General features: G+C 38.9%; 18 protein-coding genes and 1 riboswitch. Of the genes, 11 read left to right on the forward strand and 7 right to left on the reverse strand.

What is annotated here, in order from left to right:
* Nucleotides 1-69: 69 nt before the first annotated feature.
* A complete protein-coding gene (locus tag LT090_RS07765) occupies nt 70-948 on the reverse strand; it encodes a fructosamine kinase family protein (protein ID WP_068547599.1) in 879 nt (292 codons plus the stop codon).
* A gap of 369 nt (nt 949-1,317) precedes the next feature.
* Here LT090_RS07765 and thrS point away from each other — a divergent pair, with 369 nt between their 5' ends.
* The 6 genes from thrS to LT090_RS07795 all read left to right on the forward strand — a co-directional run bounded on the left by thrS (nt 1,318) and on the right by LT090_RS07795 (nt 7,149).
* A complete protein-coding gene (gene thrS, locus LT090_RS07770; RefSeq protein ID WP_068547597.1) occupies nt 1,318-3,228 on the forward strand; it encodes a threonine--tRNA ligase in 1,911 nt (636 codons plus the stop codon).
* A 25-nt stretch (nt 3,229-3,253) separates the two neighbouring features.
* A complete protein-coding gene (infC, locus tag LT090_RS07775; protein WP_082897258.1) occupies nt 3,254-3,811 on the forward strand; it encodes a translation initiation factor IF-3 in 558 nt (185 codons plus the stop codon).
* Between the two features lie 183 nt (nt 3,812-3,994).
* Entirely contained in the window at nt 3,995-4,198 is a 204-nt protein-coding gene (rpmI, locus tag LT090_RS07780; protein WP_068547594.1) for a 50S ribosomal protein L35, read from the forward strand.
* A 19-nt stretch (nt 4,199-4,217) separates the two neighbouring features.
* Nucleotides 4,218-4,571: a 50S ribosomal protein L20 gene (gene rplT / locus LT090_RS07785; protein ID WP_068547593.1), complete on the forward strand. Its 354-nt coding sequence runs from the start codon at nt 4,218-4,220 to the stop codon at nt 4,569-4,571.
* A gap of 198 nt (nt 4,572-4,769) precedes the next feature.
* The gene (locus tag LT090_RS07790; protein ID WP_068547591.1) at nt 4,770-5,873 is read left to right on the forward strand and encodes a phosphoribosylaminoimidazolesuccinocarboxamide synthase; all 1,104 of its coding nucleotides are present in this window, start codon (nt 4,770-4,772) and stop codon (nt 5,871-5,873) included.
* Nucleotides 5,874-6,084: 211 nt separating this feature from the next.
* A complete protein-coding gene (locus tag LT090_RS07795; RefSeq protein WP_068547589.1) occupies nt 6,085-7,149 on the forward strand; it encodes a DUF1214 domain-containing protein in 1,065 nt (354 codons plus the stop codon).
* A gap of 95 nt (nt 7,150-7,244) precedes the next feature.
* On the opposite strand, the gene LT090_RS07800 is transcribed toward LT090_RS07795, so the two are convergent.
* On the reverse strand, nt 7,245-8,888 hold the full coding sequence (locus LT090_RS07800; protein ID WP_068547587.1) for a LysM peptidoglycan-binding domain-containing protein: 1,644 nt from the start codon (nt 8,886-8,888) through the stop codon (nt 7,245-7,247).
* Nucleotides 8,889-8,941: 53 nt separating this feature from the next.
* Nucleotides 8,942-9,724 carry a hydroxyacylglutathione hydrolase gene (gloB, locus tag LT090_RS07805; protein ID WP_068547585.1) on the reverse strand — a complete coding sequence of 261 codons (783 nt, stop codon included), beginning with the start codon at nt 9,722-9,724 and terminating at the stop codon, nt 8,942-8,944.
* Nucleotides 9,725-9,828: 104 nt separating this feature from the next.
* On the opposite strand from gloB, the gene LT090_RS07810 reads away from it, so the two are divergent.
* From LT090_RS07810 to LT090_RS07820, 3 genes are all read left to right on the forward strand, one after another.
* The gene (locus LT090_RS07810) at nt 9,829-10,575 is read left to right on the forward strand and encodes a methyltransferase domain-containing protein (protein ID WP_068547583.1); all 747 of its coding nucleotides are present in this window, start codon (nt 9,829-9,831) and stop codon (nt 10,573-10,575) included.
* 28 nt (nt 10,576-10,603) lie between these two features.
* Nucleotides 10,604-11,995, forward strand: coding sequence for an FGGY family carbohydrate kinase (locus tag LT090_RS07815; RefSeq protein WP_068547581.1), 1,392 nt, complete (start codon nt 10,604-10,606; stop codon nt 11,993-11,995).
* Between the two features lie 175 nt (nt 11,996-12,170).
* Complete coding sequence (locus LT090_RS07820) at nt 12,171-12,929, forward strand: Nif3-like dinuclear metal center hexameric protein (RefSeq protein WP_068547648.1); 759 nt, start codon at nt 12,171-12,173, stop codon at nt 12,927-12,929.
* 118 nt (nt 12,930-13,047) lie between these two features.
* Here the strand turns inward: LT090_RS07820 and elyC are convergent, their stop codons facing one another.
* The gene (elyC, locus tag LT090_RS07825; protein ID WP_068547579.1) at nt 13,048-13,815 is read right to left on the reverse strand and encodes an envelope biogenesis factor ElyC; all 768 of its coding nucleotides are present in this window, start codon (nt 13,813-13,815) and stop codon (nt 13,048-13,050) included.
* 293 nt (nt 13,816-14,108) lie between these two features.
* A riboswitch (Lysine riboswitch) is annotated at nt 14,109-14,276 on the forward strand.
* A 144-nt stretch (nt 14,277-14,420) separates the two neighbouring features.
* Here elyC and lysC point away from each other — a divergent pair.
* On the forward strand, nt 14,421-15,773 hold the full coding sequence (gene lysC / locus LT090_RS07830) for a lysine-sensitive aspartokinase 3 (protein WP_068547576.1): 1,353 nt from the start codon (nt 14,421-14,423) through the stop codon (nt 15,771-15,773).
* A gap of 76 nt (nt 15,774-15,849) precedes the next feature.
* On the opposite strand, the gene LT090_RS07835 is transcribed toward lysC, so the two are convergent.
* Genes LT090_RS07835 through LT090_RS07845 form a run of 3 tightly spaced genes read right to left on the reverse strand, consistent with a single transcriptional unit; the run spans nt 15,850 to nt 17,846 of the window.
* Nucleotides 15,850-16,998 (reverse strand): HlyD family secretion protein, encoded by a 1,149-nt coding sequence (locus LT090_RS07835; protein WP_068547574.1) that lies wholly within the window; start codon nt 16,996-16,998, stop codon nt 15,850-15,852.
* Nucleotides 16,998-17,354, reverse strand: coding sequence for a DUF3302 domain-containing protein (locus tag LT090_RS07840; protein WP_068547573.1), 357 nt, complete (start codon nt 17,352-17,354; stop codon nt 16,998-17,000). Before LT090_RS07840 ends, LT090_RS07835 begins: the two co-directional genes overlap by 1 nt.
* A 9-nt stretch (nt 17,355-17,363) precedes the next feature.
* Complete coding sequence (locus tag LT090_RS07845; RefSeq protein ID WP_068547571.1) at nt 17,364-17,846, reverse strand: glutathione peroxidase; 483 nt, start codon at nt 17,844-17,846, stop codon at nt 17,364-17,366.
* Nucleotides 17,847-17,919: 73 nt separating this feature from the next.
* Here LT090_RS07845 and LT090_RS07850 point away from each other — a divergent pair, with 73 nt between their 5' ends.
* The gene (locus LT090_RS07850; RefSeq protein ID WP_089153039.1) at nt 17,920-18,795 is read left to right on the forward strand and encodes an NAD(P)-dependent oxidoreductase; all 876 of its coding nucleotides are present in this window, start codon (nt 17,920-17,922) and stop codon (nt 18,793-18,795) included.
* Nucleotides 18,796-18,874: the final 79 nt, after the last annotated feature.

Below are 18,874 nucleotides of genomic sequence, written 5' to 3' on the forward strand. Positions count from 1 at the left end.
TAAATCGACGCGTTTTATTGAATTAATTTTACGTTTTTGGGACTCTTTTGGCTAAGCGTTTGTATTTGTTTAGCTAATTTTCTTAACTTCTTTAATGAAGGTTTTTGCTTGATCTATATAAATACCTGCAAAAAGGTTTGCGTGATTAAGAATGTGGTATCCATTATATAAATTTTTACGTAAATTATAGTTTTTATCTAATGGGTAAGTGCTGTTATAGCCCTGATAAAAGCTATCCGGTAATCGACCAAATAATTCAGTCATTGCAATATCAACTTCTCTATCTGCGTAATAACAAGCAGGATCATATAGACAAGGGAATTTATCGACAAAAGCCACATTACCTTGCCATAGGTCGCCATGAACTAAACATGGAATAGGGTGATGAGACGCTAAAAACTGTTGGCATATATGGACCAATTCGTCGATATCGCCTAATACCACACCTTTGTCGGCCAATAATCGTAGCTGATAGCCAATTCTATTTTCAGAGAAGAAAACACTCCAGTTCTGTTTATAATTATTAAGTTGTGGCGTTGTGCCAATATAATTATCTTCCGGCCAACCAAATTCTGCTTGCTGATTGTCATTGTGCAAATGAGCGATGGCTTTGCCGAGTTCAAAAAAATCACTATCAGTATTACTAGAAGCGCTAGTATGCATTTCCAAAAACTCTAGAACTAAATAGCTATGGTCGAGTGTTTCTCCATAACAAATTACTTTAGGGACTTTAAGTTGCCTATTGTTGATTAAATGATCGAGAGAGAAAGCTTCTGTTTGAAAATTTTCAAGACAATGTTTTTCGTTGATTTTTACAAAGAAGTACTGTTCGCCGTTCGAGACTCTATAGGCTTGATTAATGTCACCACCAGTTACTTTGACCTTGCTGGTAATGTTATATGGTGTGTTTATGGCCTTGCTGATGTCATCGGCGATGGCTTTGAACATAGTTCCCTCTGATAAACTAAAACACTAAATGATGCGTTATCGAAGTAATTATAGATGATGAACAGATGAACACAAATACAGGGAGTTTGGCACTAAATAATAAACTTTATAAAAGCACTAAATGAGTAATATTGGTAAAACTAATGTGACTCACAAGACAATAAAAATACTTTTGTTGGCATAATTTAAACTTTCGCTAACGTATTGTTTTTGCATTGATTGCAAATTGCCTTTAGATATCCTAAAATTGCACGCTTTTATGAATGTGGTTGAACCCCATTTTTTATTGTCCTGCTTGAAAAACTTGCAGGGATTTATACACAAATACAAGTGACATCTCGTATGTGTCACCACTGTTGAGGAATTATTATGCCAATTATTACTCTCCCTGACGGCAGTCAGCGTAGTTTCGAAGAATCTGTTTCTATCATGAACGTTGCATTAGATATCGGCCCTGGTTTAGCAAAAGCTACCATCGCAGGCCGTATTAATGGCGAATTAAAAGATGCATGCGAACTAATCACCGAAGATTCTGAATTACAACTTATCACTAGTAAAGATGCTGAAGGGTTAGAGATCATTCGTCATTCTTGCGCACATTTATTAGGTCATGCAATTAAGCAACTTTATCCTGATGTAAAAATGGCGATTGGACCGACAATTGAAAACGGTTTCTACTACGACATCGACTTAGACGAAAAATTAAATGATGACGATTTAGAAAAACTTTCTAAGCGTATGACCGAACTTGCACGCACTGGCTACGAAGTTGTTAAGAAAACGGGTTCTTGGCAGGATGCAGTTGATGCGTTCACGGAACGAGATGAGCCGTACAAATTAGAAATTCTTAACGAGAACATCGACAAATCAGATACGCCGGCGTTATATCATCATCAAGAATATATTGATATGTGTCGTGGTCCTCACGTACCAAGCATGCGTCATTGTCACCACTTTAAGCTTATGAGTGTTGCCGGTGCATACTGGCGTGGTAACTCAGACAATAAGATGTTGCAGCGTATCTATGGCACAGCATGGGCTGATAAGAAACAACTTAAGGCATATATCCAACGTTTAGCGGAAGCTGAAAAACGCGATCACCGTAAAATCGGTAAAACGTTAGACTTGTTCCATTGGCAAGAAGAAGCACCTGGCATGGTGTTTTGGCACAATGATGGTTGGACGATTTATACTGAATTAGAAAAGTTTGTGCGTGAAAAACTGCACGAATATGACTACGACGAAGTTAAAGCGCCAATGATGATGGACCGCACTTTGTGGGAAAAATCAGGTCACTGGGGTAAGTATAAAGACGCCATGTTCACGACTGAGTCTGAAAAGCGTGAATACGCTATCAAACCAATGAACTGTCCAGGGCACGTACAAATCTTTAACCAAGGTTTAAAATCGTACCGTGATTTACCGCTTAGAATCGCTGAATTTGGCTGTTGTCACCGTAACGAACCATCGGGTTCTTTGCACGGTTTAATGCGTGTTCGTGGATTTACTCAAGATGATGCACATATTTTCTGTACTGAAGATCAAGTACAAGCGGAAGTGACTAAATGTATCGATATGGTTTATGACGTATATGGTTCATTTGGTTTTGAAGATATCGTTGTAAAACTTTCTACTCGTCCTGAAAACCGTATAGGTAGTGATGAAGTATGGGATAAAGCGGAGCAGGGCTTAGCCAAAGCATTATCTGATGCCGGTATCGAATTCGAATATTTACCAGGTGAAGGTGCGTTTTACGGCCCTAAAATTGAATTCACATTAATGGATTGTTTAGGTCGAGCGTGGCAATGTGGTACAGTACAACTAGATTTTGCTTTACCAGAGCGTTTAGGCGCAACTTATGTTGGTGAAGATAACGAACGTTATACGCCAGTTATGATCCACCGAGCGATTTTAGGTTCATTAGAACGTTTTATTGGCATATTGATCGAAGAATATACTGGTAAGTTCCCAACGTGGTTATCGCCAATTCAAGTTTCAGTGATGAATATTACTGATAAACATGGCGAATATTGTAGCCAAGTTGTAAAAAAATTGAAAGAAAACGGCTTTAGAGCAAAAGCGGACTTGCGTAATGAGAAAATAGGCTTTAAAATCCGCGAGCATACTTTAAAACGTGTTCCTTATTTACTTGTAGTAGGTGATCAGGAAATGGAAGCAGGTGAAATTGCTGTTCGTACACGTTCTGGTGAAGATTTAGGAAAATTGTCGGTGGATGATTTTATCGCTAAACTTAGCGAAGAAGTTAAAACACGGGCGTAATTAGGGCGAATGCCCATTTAGTTCTTTGGAGGAACAGACTATTAAAGGTGGTCAAAGAGGCGGTCAAAAAGAACCGCAACATAAATTAAATGAATTAATCACAGCTGAAGAAATTCGTTTAGTTGGTTTGGAAGGTGAGCCGTTAGGCATAGTTTCATTAAATGAAGCATTAGACGCTGCTGAACAAGCAGGTGTTGATCTGGTAGAAATCAGTCCAACAGCCAAACCGCCAGTCTGTCGAGTAATGGATTACGGTAAGTTCTTATACGAGAAAGCGAAAGAACTTAAAGAACAACGTAAGAAGCAAAAACAGGTTCAGGTTAAGGAAATTAAATTCCGTCCTGGAACTGACGAAGGCGACTATCAGGTGAAACTACGCAACCTGAAGCGCTTTTTAGAAGGTGGTGACAAGGCAAAGGTAACATTACGTTTCCGCGGTCGAGAAATGGCCCACCAGGAGTTAGGTATCGAACTTTTAAATCGTGTTAAAAAGGATTTAGAAGAAATCGCAAGTTGCGAATCATTCCCGAAAAGGGTTGAGGGTCGACAAATGATTATGGTACTAGCTCCAATTAAAAGATAATTTCTGGTCTAAAAGTAAAAAGGCCTTTTGTGAAAACATCAGGTCTTTTTCACCATTGTTATCTTTTTTATCAAACGTTTTGCAGTTTGATAAACTAACCGGTAGCAGAGGCTTAGCAAGTGATTCGAAAGGATCCGCCCCATGTTACTTAATTTAAGGCATCAACAATGCGGAGTTATATCCATGCCTAAGAACAAAATGAAAAGCAATAAAGGTGCTGCAAAGCGCTTTAAAAAGACTGCCTCTGGTGGTTTTAAATGCAAACAAGCCGGTCTACGTCACATCTTAACTAAGAGACGTACTAAGGTTAAGCGTCACTTACGTGCTAAATCAATGGTTGCTGCGTCTGATATTAAATCAGTAGTTGCAATGTTGCCTTACGCTTAATTAATAGGAGATATAGACAATGGCTAGAGTAAAACGCGGTGTTGTAGCACGCGCACGTCATAAAAAAGTTTTAAAGCAAGCGAAAGGTTACTACGGTGCACGTTCACGTGTTTATCGTGTTGCTTTCCAAGCTGTAACCAAAGCAGGTCAATACGCTTACCGCGACCGTCGTCAACGTAAACGTCAATTCCGTCAACTTTGGATTGCTCGTATCAACGCAGCAGCTCGTCAAAATGGTTTATCTTACAGCCGTTTCATCAATGGCTTGAAAAAAGCTTCGATTGAAATCGATCGTAAGATCCTAGCTGACATCGCAGTATACGATAAAGCAGCTTTCACTGTATTAGTAGAAAAAGCGCAAGCTTCTCTATAATTCAGTAAAAGACTTTAGAAAAGGACGCGTTAGCGTCCTTTTCTTCTTTTAGAAGTGCATTAAACTCAAATTAAATAAATTAGTGCTTTTGTAAAAGAAGAAAATAGAATAATAATTAGCTTCACTAATTATTTTTGAAACTGACGATAAGCATAAACACCGTGCTTATGGAAAACTGATAAACTGCTGGGATCAACTATGACCATTGCTAACAAAGTATTAGCTGTAAACAACGACCTTCCAATTAAAACCAATTTACCTGTGCATAGCGGTAAAGTACGTTCTGTATACTGGTTAACTGCTGAAGATTCAAAACGCTTAATTGAAGAAAAAGGCTATAACGTTCCTTTAACGACAGAACTTGCCATTATGGTTATCTCTGATCGAATCTCAGCTTTTGATTGTATATGGCACGGAGAAGGCGGCCTAAAAGGTGTTCCTGGTAAAGGCGCTGCGCTAAACGCTATTTCAAATCATTGGTTTAAACTGTTTAAAGAGCAGGGCCTAGCAGATAGTCATATTCTTGATATTCCTCATCCGTTCGTATGGATTGTACAAAAAGCTAAACCAGTGATGATCGAAGCGATTTGTCGTAATTACATTACTGGCTCTATGTGGCGTGCCTATGAAAAAGGTGAACGCGAATTCTGCGGTATTCAATTACCAGAAGGTTTAGCTAAAGACAGCAAATTGGCAGAGCTTTTACAAACACCATCAACGAAAGGCATTTTAGAAGGTATCCCTGGCGTACCTGCTCAAGATGACGTTAATATTACCCGTAAGAATATTGAAGATAACTTTGCAGCCTTTAACTTCAAATCTGCCGATGATATCTCACTTTACGAAAAGTTATTAACGCAGGGTTTCGATGTGATTTCTGCTGAACTTGCAAAAATCGAACAAATCTTTGTTGATACCAAATTTGAATTTGGTTACGTAAAAGACGTAGCGGGCAATGATAAACTGATTTATATGGATGAAGTCGGTACGCCTGATTCGTCGCGTATTTGGGATGAGCAGCAATATAAAGCAGGCAACATTGTAGAAAATTCTAAAGAAGGCTTCCGTCAATTATTACTTAATCACTTCCCTGATCCTGACATCTTATTGAATAAAGATCGTATGGAAGAGCGTGAAGGTTTAGCGCGAGATAATGCATTGCCAGTATCGGTATTAATGGCGGTGTCTGACACTTATACTGGAATTGCTGAAAAGATCACCGGCGAGAAAATTGTTATCTCTGATGATCCAAAAGCTGAAATTATCGAAATACTACGTAAAGAGTACAACTTGATTGACTAACATCAAGCGATAACAAGCCAAATAAAAACGCTGCACCTGCAGCGTTTTTTTTATGAAAAAAAATAGTGCTTATGCGTTAAGTGCATTTTGCTTGATAAGTAATATTCATTGGAGGTATTTTTAAATAAGCATAAAATTTAAGCATAAAGTTAATCAAGGCAACTTTTAACTTCAATCTTATGTAATGTTCTATTTAAACTAGGTAAAGAAAATGAAAAAATTAATTTTAGCTTCAGTAATTGGATTAAGCTTTTTATCCGTGTCAGCAAATGCATCTGAAGATGTGACTAGCAGTCTAAAAGATTTCTACTCTGACAACGGCACAATCGCAACGATGGATAACTACCCAACACTTGAAACGGCACGTCAAATGGTTAAAAACCAGGATATTGCAGGTGTTAACAATATTCGTCATAAACGAGTTTTAACTCCGACAGACGAACAACCAGTCGTACGTATGAACCGTGATACGTTTTATTCATTTGCAACCGTTGATGTATCAAAGGGCGCATATATACAAATGCCTAAAATACCAGAAGGCAAATATATGTCTGTGGAAGTGATTACTGAAGATCACCGCATTCAACCAATGTTCTACGGTGAAGGTAAATTCAACTTAACAACGCATACCGGTAACCATGTTGCTTTAGTTATTCGTCTTGATGCTACTTTTAGCAAAGAGGATGTGTATAAATATCAAGACCAAATGAAGGTGGTTGCAAAATCTGACACGCCTTTCACAACCGTTCATGTTGATAAAGAATCTTTTCATGCGGTTGAAAAAAGCTTAAAAGCGAAAATGCCTGAGCTATTAAAAACAGGTGGGCCGGAAGCAACTTTTGGTATGTTTACCGCGCCAACAGATTCATCTAAAGAGCTATTTATTAAAGAAAAATATGCGGTAGGTGCTGCAATTGGTTGGGGTGGTGCACAGTTAGTTGATAATGTTTATGAAGTATCCGGTAACTATCCAATGGATAAATGTCACCAAATGACGTTTGAAGATCCGGAAAACAAAGCTTTCTGGTCGGTAACTGTTTATAACAAACAAGGTTTTATGTTCGGTGAATTAGCGAATATCAGTTCAAATACTGCGGAAAGAAATGATGATGGAACATATACGGTTAGCTTTGGTTGTGGTGTAGACGCGATTAATAATATTCCTACTCAAAATGATTCAGGTGTATTTAACTTAGCGATGCGACACTACATTCCATCAGATAGAGTGCGCATTAGAAACTACCGCTTGATCCCGCTTGTAAAAGCTGTTGACTAATGTTTTAACGCATTAAGAAAATCTATATGTAGTAAAAATATAAAAGGCCGCTTCAATAAAGCGGCCTTTGTTTTCATTGCTCTAAACAAAGTTGACTAGATACTGGTAATATTTACTGATAACTTTAATAACTGACCTGGTTGCAGGTAGGTCTTTCTATTTAAGTTGTTCCATTTTTCAATATCGGAAATCTTAACTTTAAACTTATTGGCAATACGCGCTAACGAGTCACCAGAGCGTACTTTATAGTTAATATTGCGCATTACCTTATTGGTAGATACTTGCGTGTTAGTAGGTGTTTGAGCGACTGTTACCGGCTTATTACCTTTCCAAATCGTTAACTTTTGACCTAAACGCAGCATGTCTTTTGGCGCGAAACCATTCCATTTAGCTATGTCTGTCGATTTAACTCTGTACTTACGACCTAAATCCCAAAGGTTATCTCCGTTTTTAACAACATGTATGAGCTTATCGCCACTGCCTTTTTTCGACAGTTTAGTTTTGCGTACTTGTTCATAAGTTTTGTAACGATCGAGTGATTGTGCTGCCGTTGGAATTAATAAGTATTTGCCGGCGCGAATATTATTATTGGCTAAGCTATTGGCTTCTTTTACAACGGTAACCGTGGTATTAAAACGTTTGGCGATAACACTTAAGCTGTCACCGTTTTTAATTTGATAACGCTGCCATGATAATCGTTCGTTGTCTTTTAATTTTGATAGACCAAGCTTAAACTTTTCTACTTTATTGTTTGGAATTAGAAGATTATGCGGGCCATTTGGTGCTGTAGCCCAACGATTAAAACCAGGATTTAATGCGTGCAATTCATCAATAGTTAAACCCGCTAAATCAGCGGCTAATGCTAAATCTAACTGTGAACCAATATCGATACTGCTGATCACTGATTTGTTATCAATAGCGTATAAGCTAACATCAAAATCTTTCGGGCGTTTAACAATATCAGCAAGTGCAAGTAACTTAGGCACGTAGTCTCTTGTTTCCCTAGGTAAGCTAAGATTCCAAAAATCAGTTGGTTTGCCTTTACGAGCATTATCTTTAACAGCGCGAGCTACTCGGCCTTCACCAGAGTTATATGCTGCAAGTGCTAACAACCAGTCTCCATCGAAACGTTTATGTAAATAACGTAAGAACTTCATTGCTGCTTGAGTTGATGCAGCGACATCTCGACGACCGTCGTACCACCAATCTTGCTTTAAGCCAAACTGCTTACCGGTGCTTGATAAAAATTGCCACATTCCCGATGCACTGCCGTGCGAGTAAGCAAATGGGTCATAGGCACTCTCTACGATTGGAAGTAAAACAAGTTCCATAGGCATATCGTATCGTTCGATCTCTTCAACAATATGATGAATGAAAGGCTCCGCTCGTTTTGCGACACGATCCATATAAGCACCGTGTTTTGCGTACCAGTTACGCTGGGCGATTACTTTTCTATTTTGTGGAATTTCAAAAGTGAAATCATCTCGAATACGCTGCCAAATATCATTAGAAATGACTAAGGTTTCGTTATCGGATAGAGGTACCTGTACGTCTGCTTTTGGATGAATGACATTGGCTGTTTCATCGGCTAATAACGCTTCATAAATGTCACCATTTTGCGCGATATCTAATGCTTGTTCTTCGTCAATGTTCGACTCTGCAACTTCGTCTTGCTCTGCCGTTAGGTTTTGACAACCGACCAATAATGTAAAGGAAAGGGGAAATAATAGTTTCTTCATGAACGCTCTTATAATAGTTATATGTACAAATTAAGGAGGCTTACACGTTGATCTTAAAAATTATCTTTTAGTTGTCTGATTATAGCAAAAACATCTACGTCATTTTGCAATAATTTAGAACTTTTTTGCTGTGCAGTGGCAATAACTTCTTGATGCTGACAGCGAACAAATGGATTAATTAGTTTCTCGCGCTCAATTGTCGTCGGAATCGTTGAGATGCCTTGCGCTCTATCACTGAGCACTTTTTCATAGTAATCAGTTAATTGACTATTATTTGGCTCAATAGTTCGAGCGAATTTCAAATTTGCCAATGTATATTCATGGGCACAATACACTTTAGTTTGAGCGGGCAAAGCGGCCAATTTGTTTAGTGAAGATAACATTTGCGCCGGTGTACCTTCAAATAAGCGGCCACATCCACCTGAAAACATAGTGTCACCACAAAACAGATGCTTATCATCATAATATGCAATGTGGCCTAGAGTGTGTCCTGGAAGCTCAACAACGTTAAACGTATACTTATCAAGAACTTCAATATTATCGCCTTCATTGACTGCTATTTCCACAGTTGATTGTGCTTCTTTTGCTGGACCATAAATGGTTAAAGACTGATTATGGTGCTCTGCAAACTGCTTAAGCTGTTTTACACCGCCGACATGATCATGATGGTGATGAGTGATCAAAATAGTGGTTAAGTTAAGCTTGTTTTTCTTTATAAATTCGATACATACGTCAGCATCACCAGGATCGACTAAAGCACAATCTGAACTTGCGCTCGATGTTAAACACCATATATAGTTATCATTAAAAGCAGGAATTGCTGTAATTGTCAGCATGTGGCACCTTTTTCTAGCTTGCTAAAATAGACCTTTAATCTGAGTATACATCGCAGTACACGCAATTTGAACGATAAAAACACACAATAGGCTATATTTCAACGATGAAACCAGCACTAGCATTTGACAAACCCAAGCAACCATCGCAATGGCGCGATATGCCTAATGGTGAGCTTATTGCTACTCAAATAGAAGCTGCGCTTGCGCCATGGTGGCAGCGCATATTTGGTTATCATTTATTAAAACTCGGCATGCTTAGCGGTGCTATCAATACGGAAAAGTCGATGGTTGGTCACCAAGTGGTCGTAGCTGGTCGCCATAAAAACGCTGATGTCGTTGCTGAAATTGATGATTTACCATTTTTGCAACATTCGGTAGATACCTGCTTATTACATCATGAATTAGAGTTTTCCGTTGATCCCCATCATTTATTGCGTGAGGCCGATAGGGTACTTATCCCTAATGGCCATATTATTATCTCTGGTTTTAACCCAATAAGTTTGTCAGGTTTAAATAAAATTGTGCCTTTTCGACGTCAAGAATTGCCATGGCATGGTCGCTTTTTCACCCCCATGCGGGTGAAAGATTGGTTGCATTTACTTGGTTATGAAATTCTTGAAGACACGCGTTTCTTGCATTCGTCGCTTCATACGTCCGTAAACCAAGATGGTTGGTGGTTCAAAACTTGGCAAAAAATTGCCGGTAAATATCTTTCTCGATTTGGTTCGGTTTATGTCATTATCGCCAAAAAGCGAGTTCATCCATTAACACCAATTCGTCCTAAATGGCAAATTCGTCCTAAATTTAGGCCGGTAAAAGTGACTACAATGGGCGGCAGTCATCGTACTTAATATTGACTCTACTTCCTCTGGGCAAGCATTGAAAAAACAGCATTATTTATTAGCCATTGATTTCGGTACTCAGTCATTACGCGGCGTAATTTTTGATCCTGACGGCAAAGTTGTAGCCATTGAAGTGGTCAAAAATTCAGTGGAAAATAATCAGAAAATCAATGCCGTTAAACGCTCTCATCAGTGGTATTTAGAGCAACTTGATGCGTTATTTATAAAGCTAAATCAATCAAATGTAGACATAACTAAAGTAAAAGCTATATCTTTCACTGTTATTCGCAATACATTGTTATTATTGGATAATAACATGGAGTCCATAGGTTACGCGTTACCTTGGGGCAGTGGTTTTAATGCCGTAAAGCTGCCAAGACTTAAATGGTATTGGCGACTGGCGTTTTCCCTTGGTGACTTATTTGTCAAAATTACACCGAGCTTACAGGAAATGCAAAAACGTGCTGCCATAAATACTGTTTGGGCTTCATCACTCAATGACTGGCAGCGAATAAATAAAGTGGCCTTGTTGTCTAGCTTTTTGCATATGTCGATAACAGGAAAGTTGATTGATTCAACCGCAAGTACCATTGCTTATTTACCTTTTGATTATAAAAAGGGTCGTTGGTATCAACCTTGGCACTGGAAGTTTCAGGCGCTAGCGATTAAATCGAGCTGGCTTTATCCTTTAGTTGAACCTGGCACTAACATTGGTACATTAAGTTCAAATGCACTGCAATCAACTAAGCTAGCTGAAAACGTAAGTGTCATTGCTAGTGGCTCAGATAAAGCCTGTGAGTTATTAGGCTCCGGTTGCATTAACCATGGTGATGTTCATATTAGTTTAGGTACGGCAATATCTGTCAGTCAGTTAAACCGCAAGTTTATAGGCCCTAAAAGATTCTATCCTGCTTATCCTTCACTTACTGAAGGTTTGTTTATAACGGAACAGGCTATTGATAATGGCATGTCGCAAATAAGCACGTTTATTAACCGAAATAAAAACGATATTGAAGCACTTTTTGGCAATAATGATGAAGGCAAGTTATCAATTGAAACTCAGTTTGATCGTATATTGCAAGATGTGAATGAAGCTTCAGTTGAACCCTCAATAGAGCCGTCGATTGTGAGCTCTTATAACGCGTTATTAGATGATATTGTGGAAGAAATAGAGCAATGCCTAAGTCAGGTTTTTGAACGTACTAAGCTAGCTAAAACTCGCATCTATGTTAGTGGCGGAGGCGCTCAGTCGCCGATATTACTGCAAAAAATAGCGACTAAGTGCCAAGTACAACTTGTTAAACCTAAGTGCACGGAAGCCAGTGCGTTAGGCGCTGCAGTATGCATGGCGGTGAGCGAAGGGATCTATTCAAGTCAAAGTGAAGCCATCGATAATATGGTTGAAATTGAACAAATGATATCGCCTTAGCTATTTTGTTAAACAAGGTCGTTTAACGCGATAATTCACCGATCGCTCATTGAAAGCTATAGCGATTAAACGTAATATCAACATTTTATTTTCAATGTTAGTACTGCTAGTGTTTGCCTGGCAGCTAAATACAAACATAACAACTAGTCCAACAACCATAAGTAAAACAGTGAATATGCAACGACAAGAATTTGTTCAACTTTTAAATGAGATTATGCAGCCCGATCGCATTAAAGACTTTTGCCCTAATGGTTTGCAGGTGCAGGGCAGTGATACGGTGAATAAAATTATCACCGGAGTCACCGCATCCCAAGCGTTAATAGATGTCGCTATCGAAAAAGGTGCGGATACGATTTTAGTCCACCATGGCTATTTTTGGAAAAATGAATCTTATTGTATCACTGGAATAAAACATAAAAGAATCAAAGCATTACTAGATAACAATATTAATTTAGTGGCCTATCATTTGCCATTAGATATCCATGAGATGTTAGGAAACAACGTACAATTAGCGAAGTTATTAGAAATTGATGTTACCGGGCCATTAGAATTAGGCAACCCAGTGTCGGTGGCGATACAGGGCGAGCTAGAATCAGCAATTTCAGCTGACAGCTTTAACGCACGTATCAGTGCAGCGCTAAACCGTCCTAGCTTACATATTGCAAGTGCGAGCAACAAGCCTATTAAAACAGTTGCTTGGTGTACTGGCGGCGGCCAAGGTTATATTGAACTTGCTGCAGAGCAGGGTATTGATGCATTTATCAGTGGCGAAGTATCTGAGCAAACTACACATATTGCCCGGGAAATGGATATTCATTTCTTCGCCGCAGGTCATCATGCAACGGAGCGTTATGGCGCAAAAGCGTTAGGTCAATACCTTAGTGATAATCACGGTTTTGATGTTGAGTTTGTTGACATAGACAATCCAGTTTAAAGCTTAGCCCTTAAACCTTAAAGCAAGGCTTAAATTAGAGGTTTAGAATAATTTTACTCAATAAAAAAGGAATGATTTAGTCATTCCTTTTTTAGTTTCTGATAAATGCTATTTATCTCTATGATTTTAACCACTGCCACAGTCTACCAAGATATTCGTACCATGCGGTTTGACTCTTATGTAAATTGCTTGGGGAAGGAAAATAGTCCTGCCAGCTGCCAGAATCTATCGCATGCTTAACATAAAAGCCTGTAGGCGCTGCAATCGGGTTTAACCCTTGTTGTTCAAAATAAGTCATAGCTCGGGGCATATGATTGGCATTAGTGACTAAAGCAAAACGTTTACCTTTAAGTCGAATAGACAAAAACAATGCTTCGTCTTCAGTGTCATACGCTCTATCGTCAGCGATAATACGGCGGCGATCAAAACCAAGCTCTACAGCCGCTTGTTTAACCGCCATAGCATTAGACTGTTGATCGTATATTGCCGCACCAGAAGTGATTATCATCGCTTCAGGGTGAAGTTTAGCGATACGCAGGCCTTCGGTTAATCGCTGCAAAGAACAAACTTTAAGTTGTTGCGTTGGTTTAAGAGTAATATCGGTGGTATGGCCACAACCTAAAACCACAATGTAATCGAGTTTACCGTTGGTATTGCGCTGAGCGCTTTTGTCATACACAGGGTAGTATTCGAGTGGCTCTATTATCCTATCGGCAACAGGAGCGAACGAAAGCGTAAATAATATCACTGTCGCAGTGACAAGTGCTATTCGGCTAATTCTAGGCAATCGATTAAGTAGCAATAAACTCAATACCATCAGTAATAATACAAGGGGTAAAGGCATGAGTAATTGCCCGATTAACTTTTTCAGAAAAAATAAGTCCATTGCCATCTCTTTTAATTATTAGTTTAAGGGGCTATATCACACTAATTATAAACAGTTACTCAGCATACTTAAACAGTCGATTTATTAGGGTAATCTGTAAAATTTAGAATAAAGTCTAAACGCAGTCAGTCATAATTTTCTTTCGTTTACCAAAATTAACAAATAATTAGCAAAATTTAATGACTAAGCGTGCAATCGCTGTTGCTTTTAATATTGAAATAAGTTTTAATGGCTCCGTTGTTATTAGAGTTTTTGCTCAAACAGGTGTTTTAACTGTTTCAGCATTACCATACAACACCAGAAGAGGTTGCATTAGCCAGGTAAATAGTTTGAGGGCCACACCCTAAGACAACTATGGAGGGGGACTAATGCCGAGAATGTGCAATTGTGGAGTTGTAACGTTCGGTCAGTTAGGTTGAATCCTAATGACTGTCACCAAATGGTGGAGAGCTTCTGGCTGAAGAAACACTTAGATAGATGGTTTTGTTCTAAAGCTATTTGTTTTACTGCCTATCAGTCACGCTCTTCCTTATGTATTATGCCAAGTTACTAAATTAATCAAAAGTATTGGTATTAGAAGTTATATGCTTTAGGGAGAATATCCAATGTCAAATGTTGCGCTTACAGTTGCTAAGTTCGGTGGAACCAGTGTCGCCGATCATCCAGCCATGCTTCGCTGTGCACAAATTATTAAATCACAACCAGAAACCCGTTTGGTTGTCGTCTCAGCAAGTGCCGGGGTAACAAATCATTTAGTTACCTTGTCACAACAATCGCTCTCTTTAGAGGAGCGCAGTGATATTATTGAAAATATCCGCACAATCCAAAAGAATATTACCCAACATTTAGCGGATGAAGAGCCTCTAAATGTTCAAATTGAAGACGTGTTAAGCAATTTAACGGATTTGGCAACGCAACAAAATACGCTACAAACTGCGCAAATAGGCGATGCTATCTTGTCTTGTGGTGAGCAAATGAGCTCTATACTGTTTGCCGCAGTGTTAAGAAGTATTGATGTAGATGGCGCTGCATTTGATGTCCGTGACGTTATGCGCACTAACAGCTTATATGGAAAAGCTGTTGTTGATTTAGACGAGTTATCAAATAATTGTGAACAGTTTTTAAGCCCGTTATTAGCAAAGCAAGTGATTGTAACTCAAGGCTTTATCGGCCGTGATGGTCTAGGTAACACAACAACACTTGGGCGCGGCGGCTCTGACTATTCTGCAGCTCTATTAGCAGAAGCTACTCGCGCAACAAACCTAGCAATATGGACCGATGTCGTAGGTATTTTTACAACCGATCCACGTATTGCAAGCTCAGCGCGTGCTATCCCTGAGATAAGCTTTGGTGAAGCAGCCGAAATGGCAACGTTTGGTGCGAAGATTTTACACCCTGCAACGCTAATTCCTGCGATGCGTAGTTCTATTCCTGTTTTTGTTGGCTCATCTCGCGAGCCTGAAGCTGGTGGTACCCAGATCCGTCAACAGGTTGATTCTAAACCGACTTATCGTTCGATCGCGGTAAGAAAAGAACAGACTCTTGTTACCGTTAAAAGCCCTGCGATGTTACATGCTAGCGGTTTCTTAGCAAAAGTATTCTCAATCTTAGCTAAGCATGAGCTGAGCGTTGACTTAATCACGACTTCTGAAATTTCAGTTGCGTTAACTTTTGATAATCCTACAGGTTCAACACAAGCGCTAATTAATAAAGCGGTTGTTGAAGAGCTCGAACAGCTTTGTGAAGTTTCGGTAGAGCATGGGCTAAGTTTGATCGCGATTGTTGGTAATGGTTTAGATCGCTCGTCGGGTCTAGGTAGCAGCATATTTAACAACATTGAAGACATTAACATCCGTCTTATATGTCATGGCGCAAGTGCCAATAACTTATGTTTCTTGGTGAATGAAAACGATGCAAATAATGTCGTTGAAACTCTTCACGATAAACTGTTTGTTTAGTTAAAAGCACTTGAAAAAAAAGCCCTGATTTATCAGGGCTTTTTAGTTAGATATGTCCCGCCCTGAAATAGGTTTATTACTTGATTGGGTAGACGTATTTCAACCACGCCATCATTCTAATTAAAATTCTACGTACTACTGAAACATGCAATATGTCATTTTCGGTGTTAATAACAACGGCTTGCCCTTGTACACCAAGAGGCAAGTTATAATCGTTTAAATCTTCATCCAATTCGATTATACCAATAACGAAACCATGCTTTGCAATCATACTCGCAGGCATCAACGAACCATAAGCCTGAATTTGACCTTCAGCCATCGCAGGTAACAAGCTAACAAAAGTACCGGTAAACACTTTTCCAGGAACCGCGTCTAAAACGACTTCAGCTGGCATACCTTCTTCTAAACGCAATAATGAATTTTGAAAAAACACACCAGCAATTTGACGTTTTTCTGTCGGAATAAAGCTCATTACTGGCGCTAAAGGTAGTTGCGATGCTCTGGTACCAGGTCTAATAGCAATTTGAGTTGGAATACCGTCAACTGGTGCACGAATGAAAGTACGCTCGTAATTAAGCTTTGCATCATCTCTTACCGCTTGCAGTTGCGCGACGGCGGTATTTTCGCCGAGTATTTTTGATTCGGTCACTAATTTTAGGCGACGTTGTTCAGATTTTGCGGTAGCTAATGTTGCTTCTGCTGATTTAAATCGACTTAGTTTGTTATCAAGCTCTTGTTGGGTAAAAGGCGAATTTGCACCGGCTGATTTATGGCCTTGCTGTACTCGATCATTTTCAGTTTTTGCTCTATTGTATTCGGCTTGTGCTTTTTGCACTTGCGAGGTAGCTGCGACTAATGATTCATCTTTTTGCAAAACTGCATTTTTGGCTTCAGCTAGGGCAGCTTCGGCTTGTTGTAATGCAATTTTTTGTTTTGTGTTTTCAAGAGTGAATAACAGTTCGCCTTTTTTCACTTCAATGTTTGGCTGTACATCAACGGTGGCAACGGTTCCAGTTACTTGCGGAACAATAGGAATAGTGACAAAAACATCCTTCGCATATTTCGCGTAAGGGTGGTTGTAATTCATCAATAAAAGCAGGCCGGCGAGAATAAAAATGCCACCAAGAACTGCCGTAGGTACTGTCCATTTGTTCAAAGGCAATTTAAATATTTTGAAAATGGCGATACAAAAAGCGGTATAGGTAAGAATAATAAGTAAGTCCATTATTTGTCTCCGCTCTCTAATTTAGCCGAATCTACGTTGTCCGTTGATTGTTGCTTCAGCAACTTTAGTTCAGCTCCCAATTCATCAATCTTCTTATTCAATTTGTTAAATTCTTCTTCTTTTTTTAAATCTGCACCATGAAAAGCTTTACGGTTAAGGGTTGCCCATATCCATAAAAACGGCCAGATAGCGCCCAATGTAAATAAACTTATCCATCCAGCGACATGAATCGCATCTTGTTGTGGGTGATTTCTTTTTACGGCAATTTCGTAAGGAATATCATGAATGACGATGATGCCGTAAAAAATAAAAATAAATACAAAGAAAACCAAGAATAATGCAAAGTACTCCAACATAAATAACTCCTAGCCTAATAATTTTACTATGTGTTTTTCTATCTTTTCAGGCTTATCAATACTGCCAAACCTTTTGACAACAGAACCGTCACGATTAACCAAAAATTTAGTGAAATTCCATTTGATTGATTTGCTGCCTAATACGCCTTTTGCTTGGTTAGTAAGGTAATCAAATAACGGGTCGGCACTCGGGCCATTAACATCTACTTTCGAAAAAAGATCGAAGCTTATATTAAAGTTTAGATCACAAAATCCTTTAATTTCTTCATCACTACCTTTTTCTTGTTTACCAAATTGATTACACGGAAATGCTAACACTTCCAATCCTTGGTCCTTATAGCTTTGATAAAGTGTTTCTATACCGGCATATTGAGGAGTAAAGCCACATGCGCTGGCAGTATTAACGATTAATAAAACTTTGCCTTGGTAGTTAGCTAAGGGGATATTGTCACCTTTATTATTAACCACATTAAAGTCATAAATATTTGTCATAACAGCCTTATTTATTATTTATATTATTGTTAGACTAGCAGCATATTATTAGTAAATATACGCTCTGGAATGAATTATGAAAAAAATTGCTTTTATTGGTCTTGGTGTAATGGGTTACCCGATGGCGAAACACTTAGTTAACAATGGCTATCAAGTAACCGTTTATAATCGAACAGTTACTAAAGCTAAGCAATGGGCAGAAGAGTGTTCGGCAAATTTTGCAAACACACCAAAAGAAGCATCAATTGATGCTGATATTGTTTTTGCTTGTGTTGGCAACGACGATGACGTTAGACAAGTCGCGTTAGGTGAAGATGGTATATTTGCTGGCTTAAAACCAGGTGGTGTTTTTGTTGATCATACAACAGCCTCGGCAGAGCTTGCACGGGAATTAAATGATATTGCCATCGCACAAGATAAACACTTTATTGATGCGCCAGTGTCAGGCGGTCAAGCAGGCGCTGAAAATGGCCAACTTACGGTTATGTGTGGCGGTGAGCAAGAAACCTTTGAAAAAGTTCAGCCGGTTATGGCGGCATTTGCTAAGTTTAGTCAATTAATGGGGCCTGTCGGCAATGGTCAAATCGCGAAAATGGCAAACCAGATTTGTATTGCTGGCGTTGTTCAGGGCTTAAGTGAAGCATTGAATTTTGCACAGCGAGCAGGTCTTGATGCAGATAAATTGGTTGAAACTATTTCAAAAGGCGCTGCAGGCAGTTGGCAAATGGAGAATCGCTATAAAACCATGTATGCCGGCGAATATGATTTTGGTTTTGCTGTTGATTGGATGCGTAAAGACCTATCAATCGCTTTTAACGAAGCCAAAAAACATGACGCAGAGTTACCAATGACTGAAATGGTTGATGGATTTTATGAGCAAGTCCAACAAAACGGCGGCAATCGTTGGGATACGTCAAGTCTGATTTCTCTACTGAAAGCCAAAGACTAGAACAAGAATTTAATAAAAAAGCTAAAGATAAAAGTTAAAGACTGTTAAATACAATAAATTGAGCAAAAATAATCAATCG

The organism is Thalassotalea crassostreae (genome assembly GCF_001831495.1).
Taxonomy (GTDB): domain Bacteria; phylum Pseudomonadota; class Gammaproteobacteria; order Enterobacterales; family Alteromonadaceae; genus Thalassotalea_A; species Thalassotalea_A crassostreae.

What these genes read in the sequence shown, in the direction of transcription:
- LT090_RS07845 (WP_068547571.1), bottom strand. Translation starts at nt 17,846, where the DNA reads ATGACAAATATTTATGACTTTAATGTGGTTAATAATAAAGGTGACAAT.
- thrS (WP_068547597.1), top strand. Translation starts at nt 1,318, where the DNA reads ATGCCAATTATTACTCTCCCTGACGGCAGTCAGCGTAGTTTCGAAGAA.
- LT090_RS07800 (WP_068547587.1), bottom strand. Translation starts at nt 8,888, where the DNA reads ATGAAGAAACTATTATTTCCCCTTTCCTTTACATTATTGGTCGGTTGT.
- LT090_RS07810 (WP_068547583.1), top strand. Translation starts at nt 9,829, where the DNA reads ATGAAACCAGCACTAGCATTTGACAAACCCAAGCAACCATCGCAATGG.
- LT090_RS07840 (WP_068547573.1), bottom strand. Translation starts at nt 17,354, where the DNA reads ATGTTGGAGTACTTTGCATTATTCTTGGTTTTCTTTGTATTTATTTTT.
- LT090_RS07820 (WP_068547648.1), top strand. Translation starts at nt 12,171, where the DNA reads ATGCAACGACAAGAATTTGTTCAACTTTTAAATGAGATTATGCAGCCC.
- gloB (WP_068547585.1), bottom strand. Translation starts at nt 9,724, where the DNA reads ATGCTGACAATTACAGCAATTCCTGCTTTTAATGATAACTATATATGG.
- lysC (WP_068547576.1), top strand. Translation starts at nt 14,421, where the DNA reads ATGTCAAATGTTGCGCTTACAGTTGCTAAGTTCGGTGGAACCAGTGTC.
- rplT (WP_068547593.1), top strand. Translation starts at nt 4,218, where the DNA reads ATGGCTAGAGTAAAACGCGGTGTTGTAGCACGCGCACGTCATAAAAAA.
- LT090_RS07795 (WP_068547589.1), top strand. Translation starts at nt 6,085, where the DNA reads ATGAAAAAATTAATTTTAGCTTCAGTAATTGGATTAAGCTTTTTATCC.
- elyC (WP_068547579.1), bottom strand. Translation starts at nt 13,815, where the DNA reads ATGGACTTATTTTTTCTGAAAAAGTTAATCGGGCAATTACTCATGCCT.
- rpmI (WP_068547594.1), top strand. Translation starts at nt 3,995, where the DNA reads ATGCCTAAGAACAAAATGAAAAGCAATAAAGGTGCTGCAAAGCGCTTT.
- LT090_RS07835 (WP_068547574.1), bottom strand. Translation starts at nt 16,998, where the DNA reads ATGGACTTACTTATTATTCTTACCTATACCGCTTTTTGTATCGCCATT.
- LT090_RS07765 (WP_068547599.1), bottom strand. Translation starts at nt 948, where the DNA reads ATGTTCAAAGCCATCGCCGATGACATCAGCAAGGCCATAAACACACCA.
- LT090_RS07790 (WP_068547591.1), top strand. Translation starts at nt 4,770, where the DNA reads ATGACCATTGCTAACAAAGTATTAGCTGTAAACAACGACCTTCCAATT.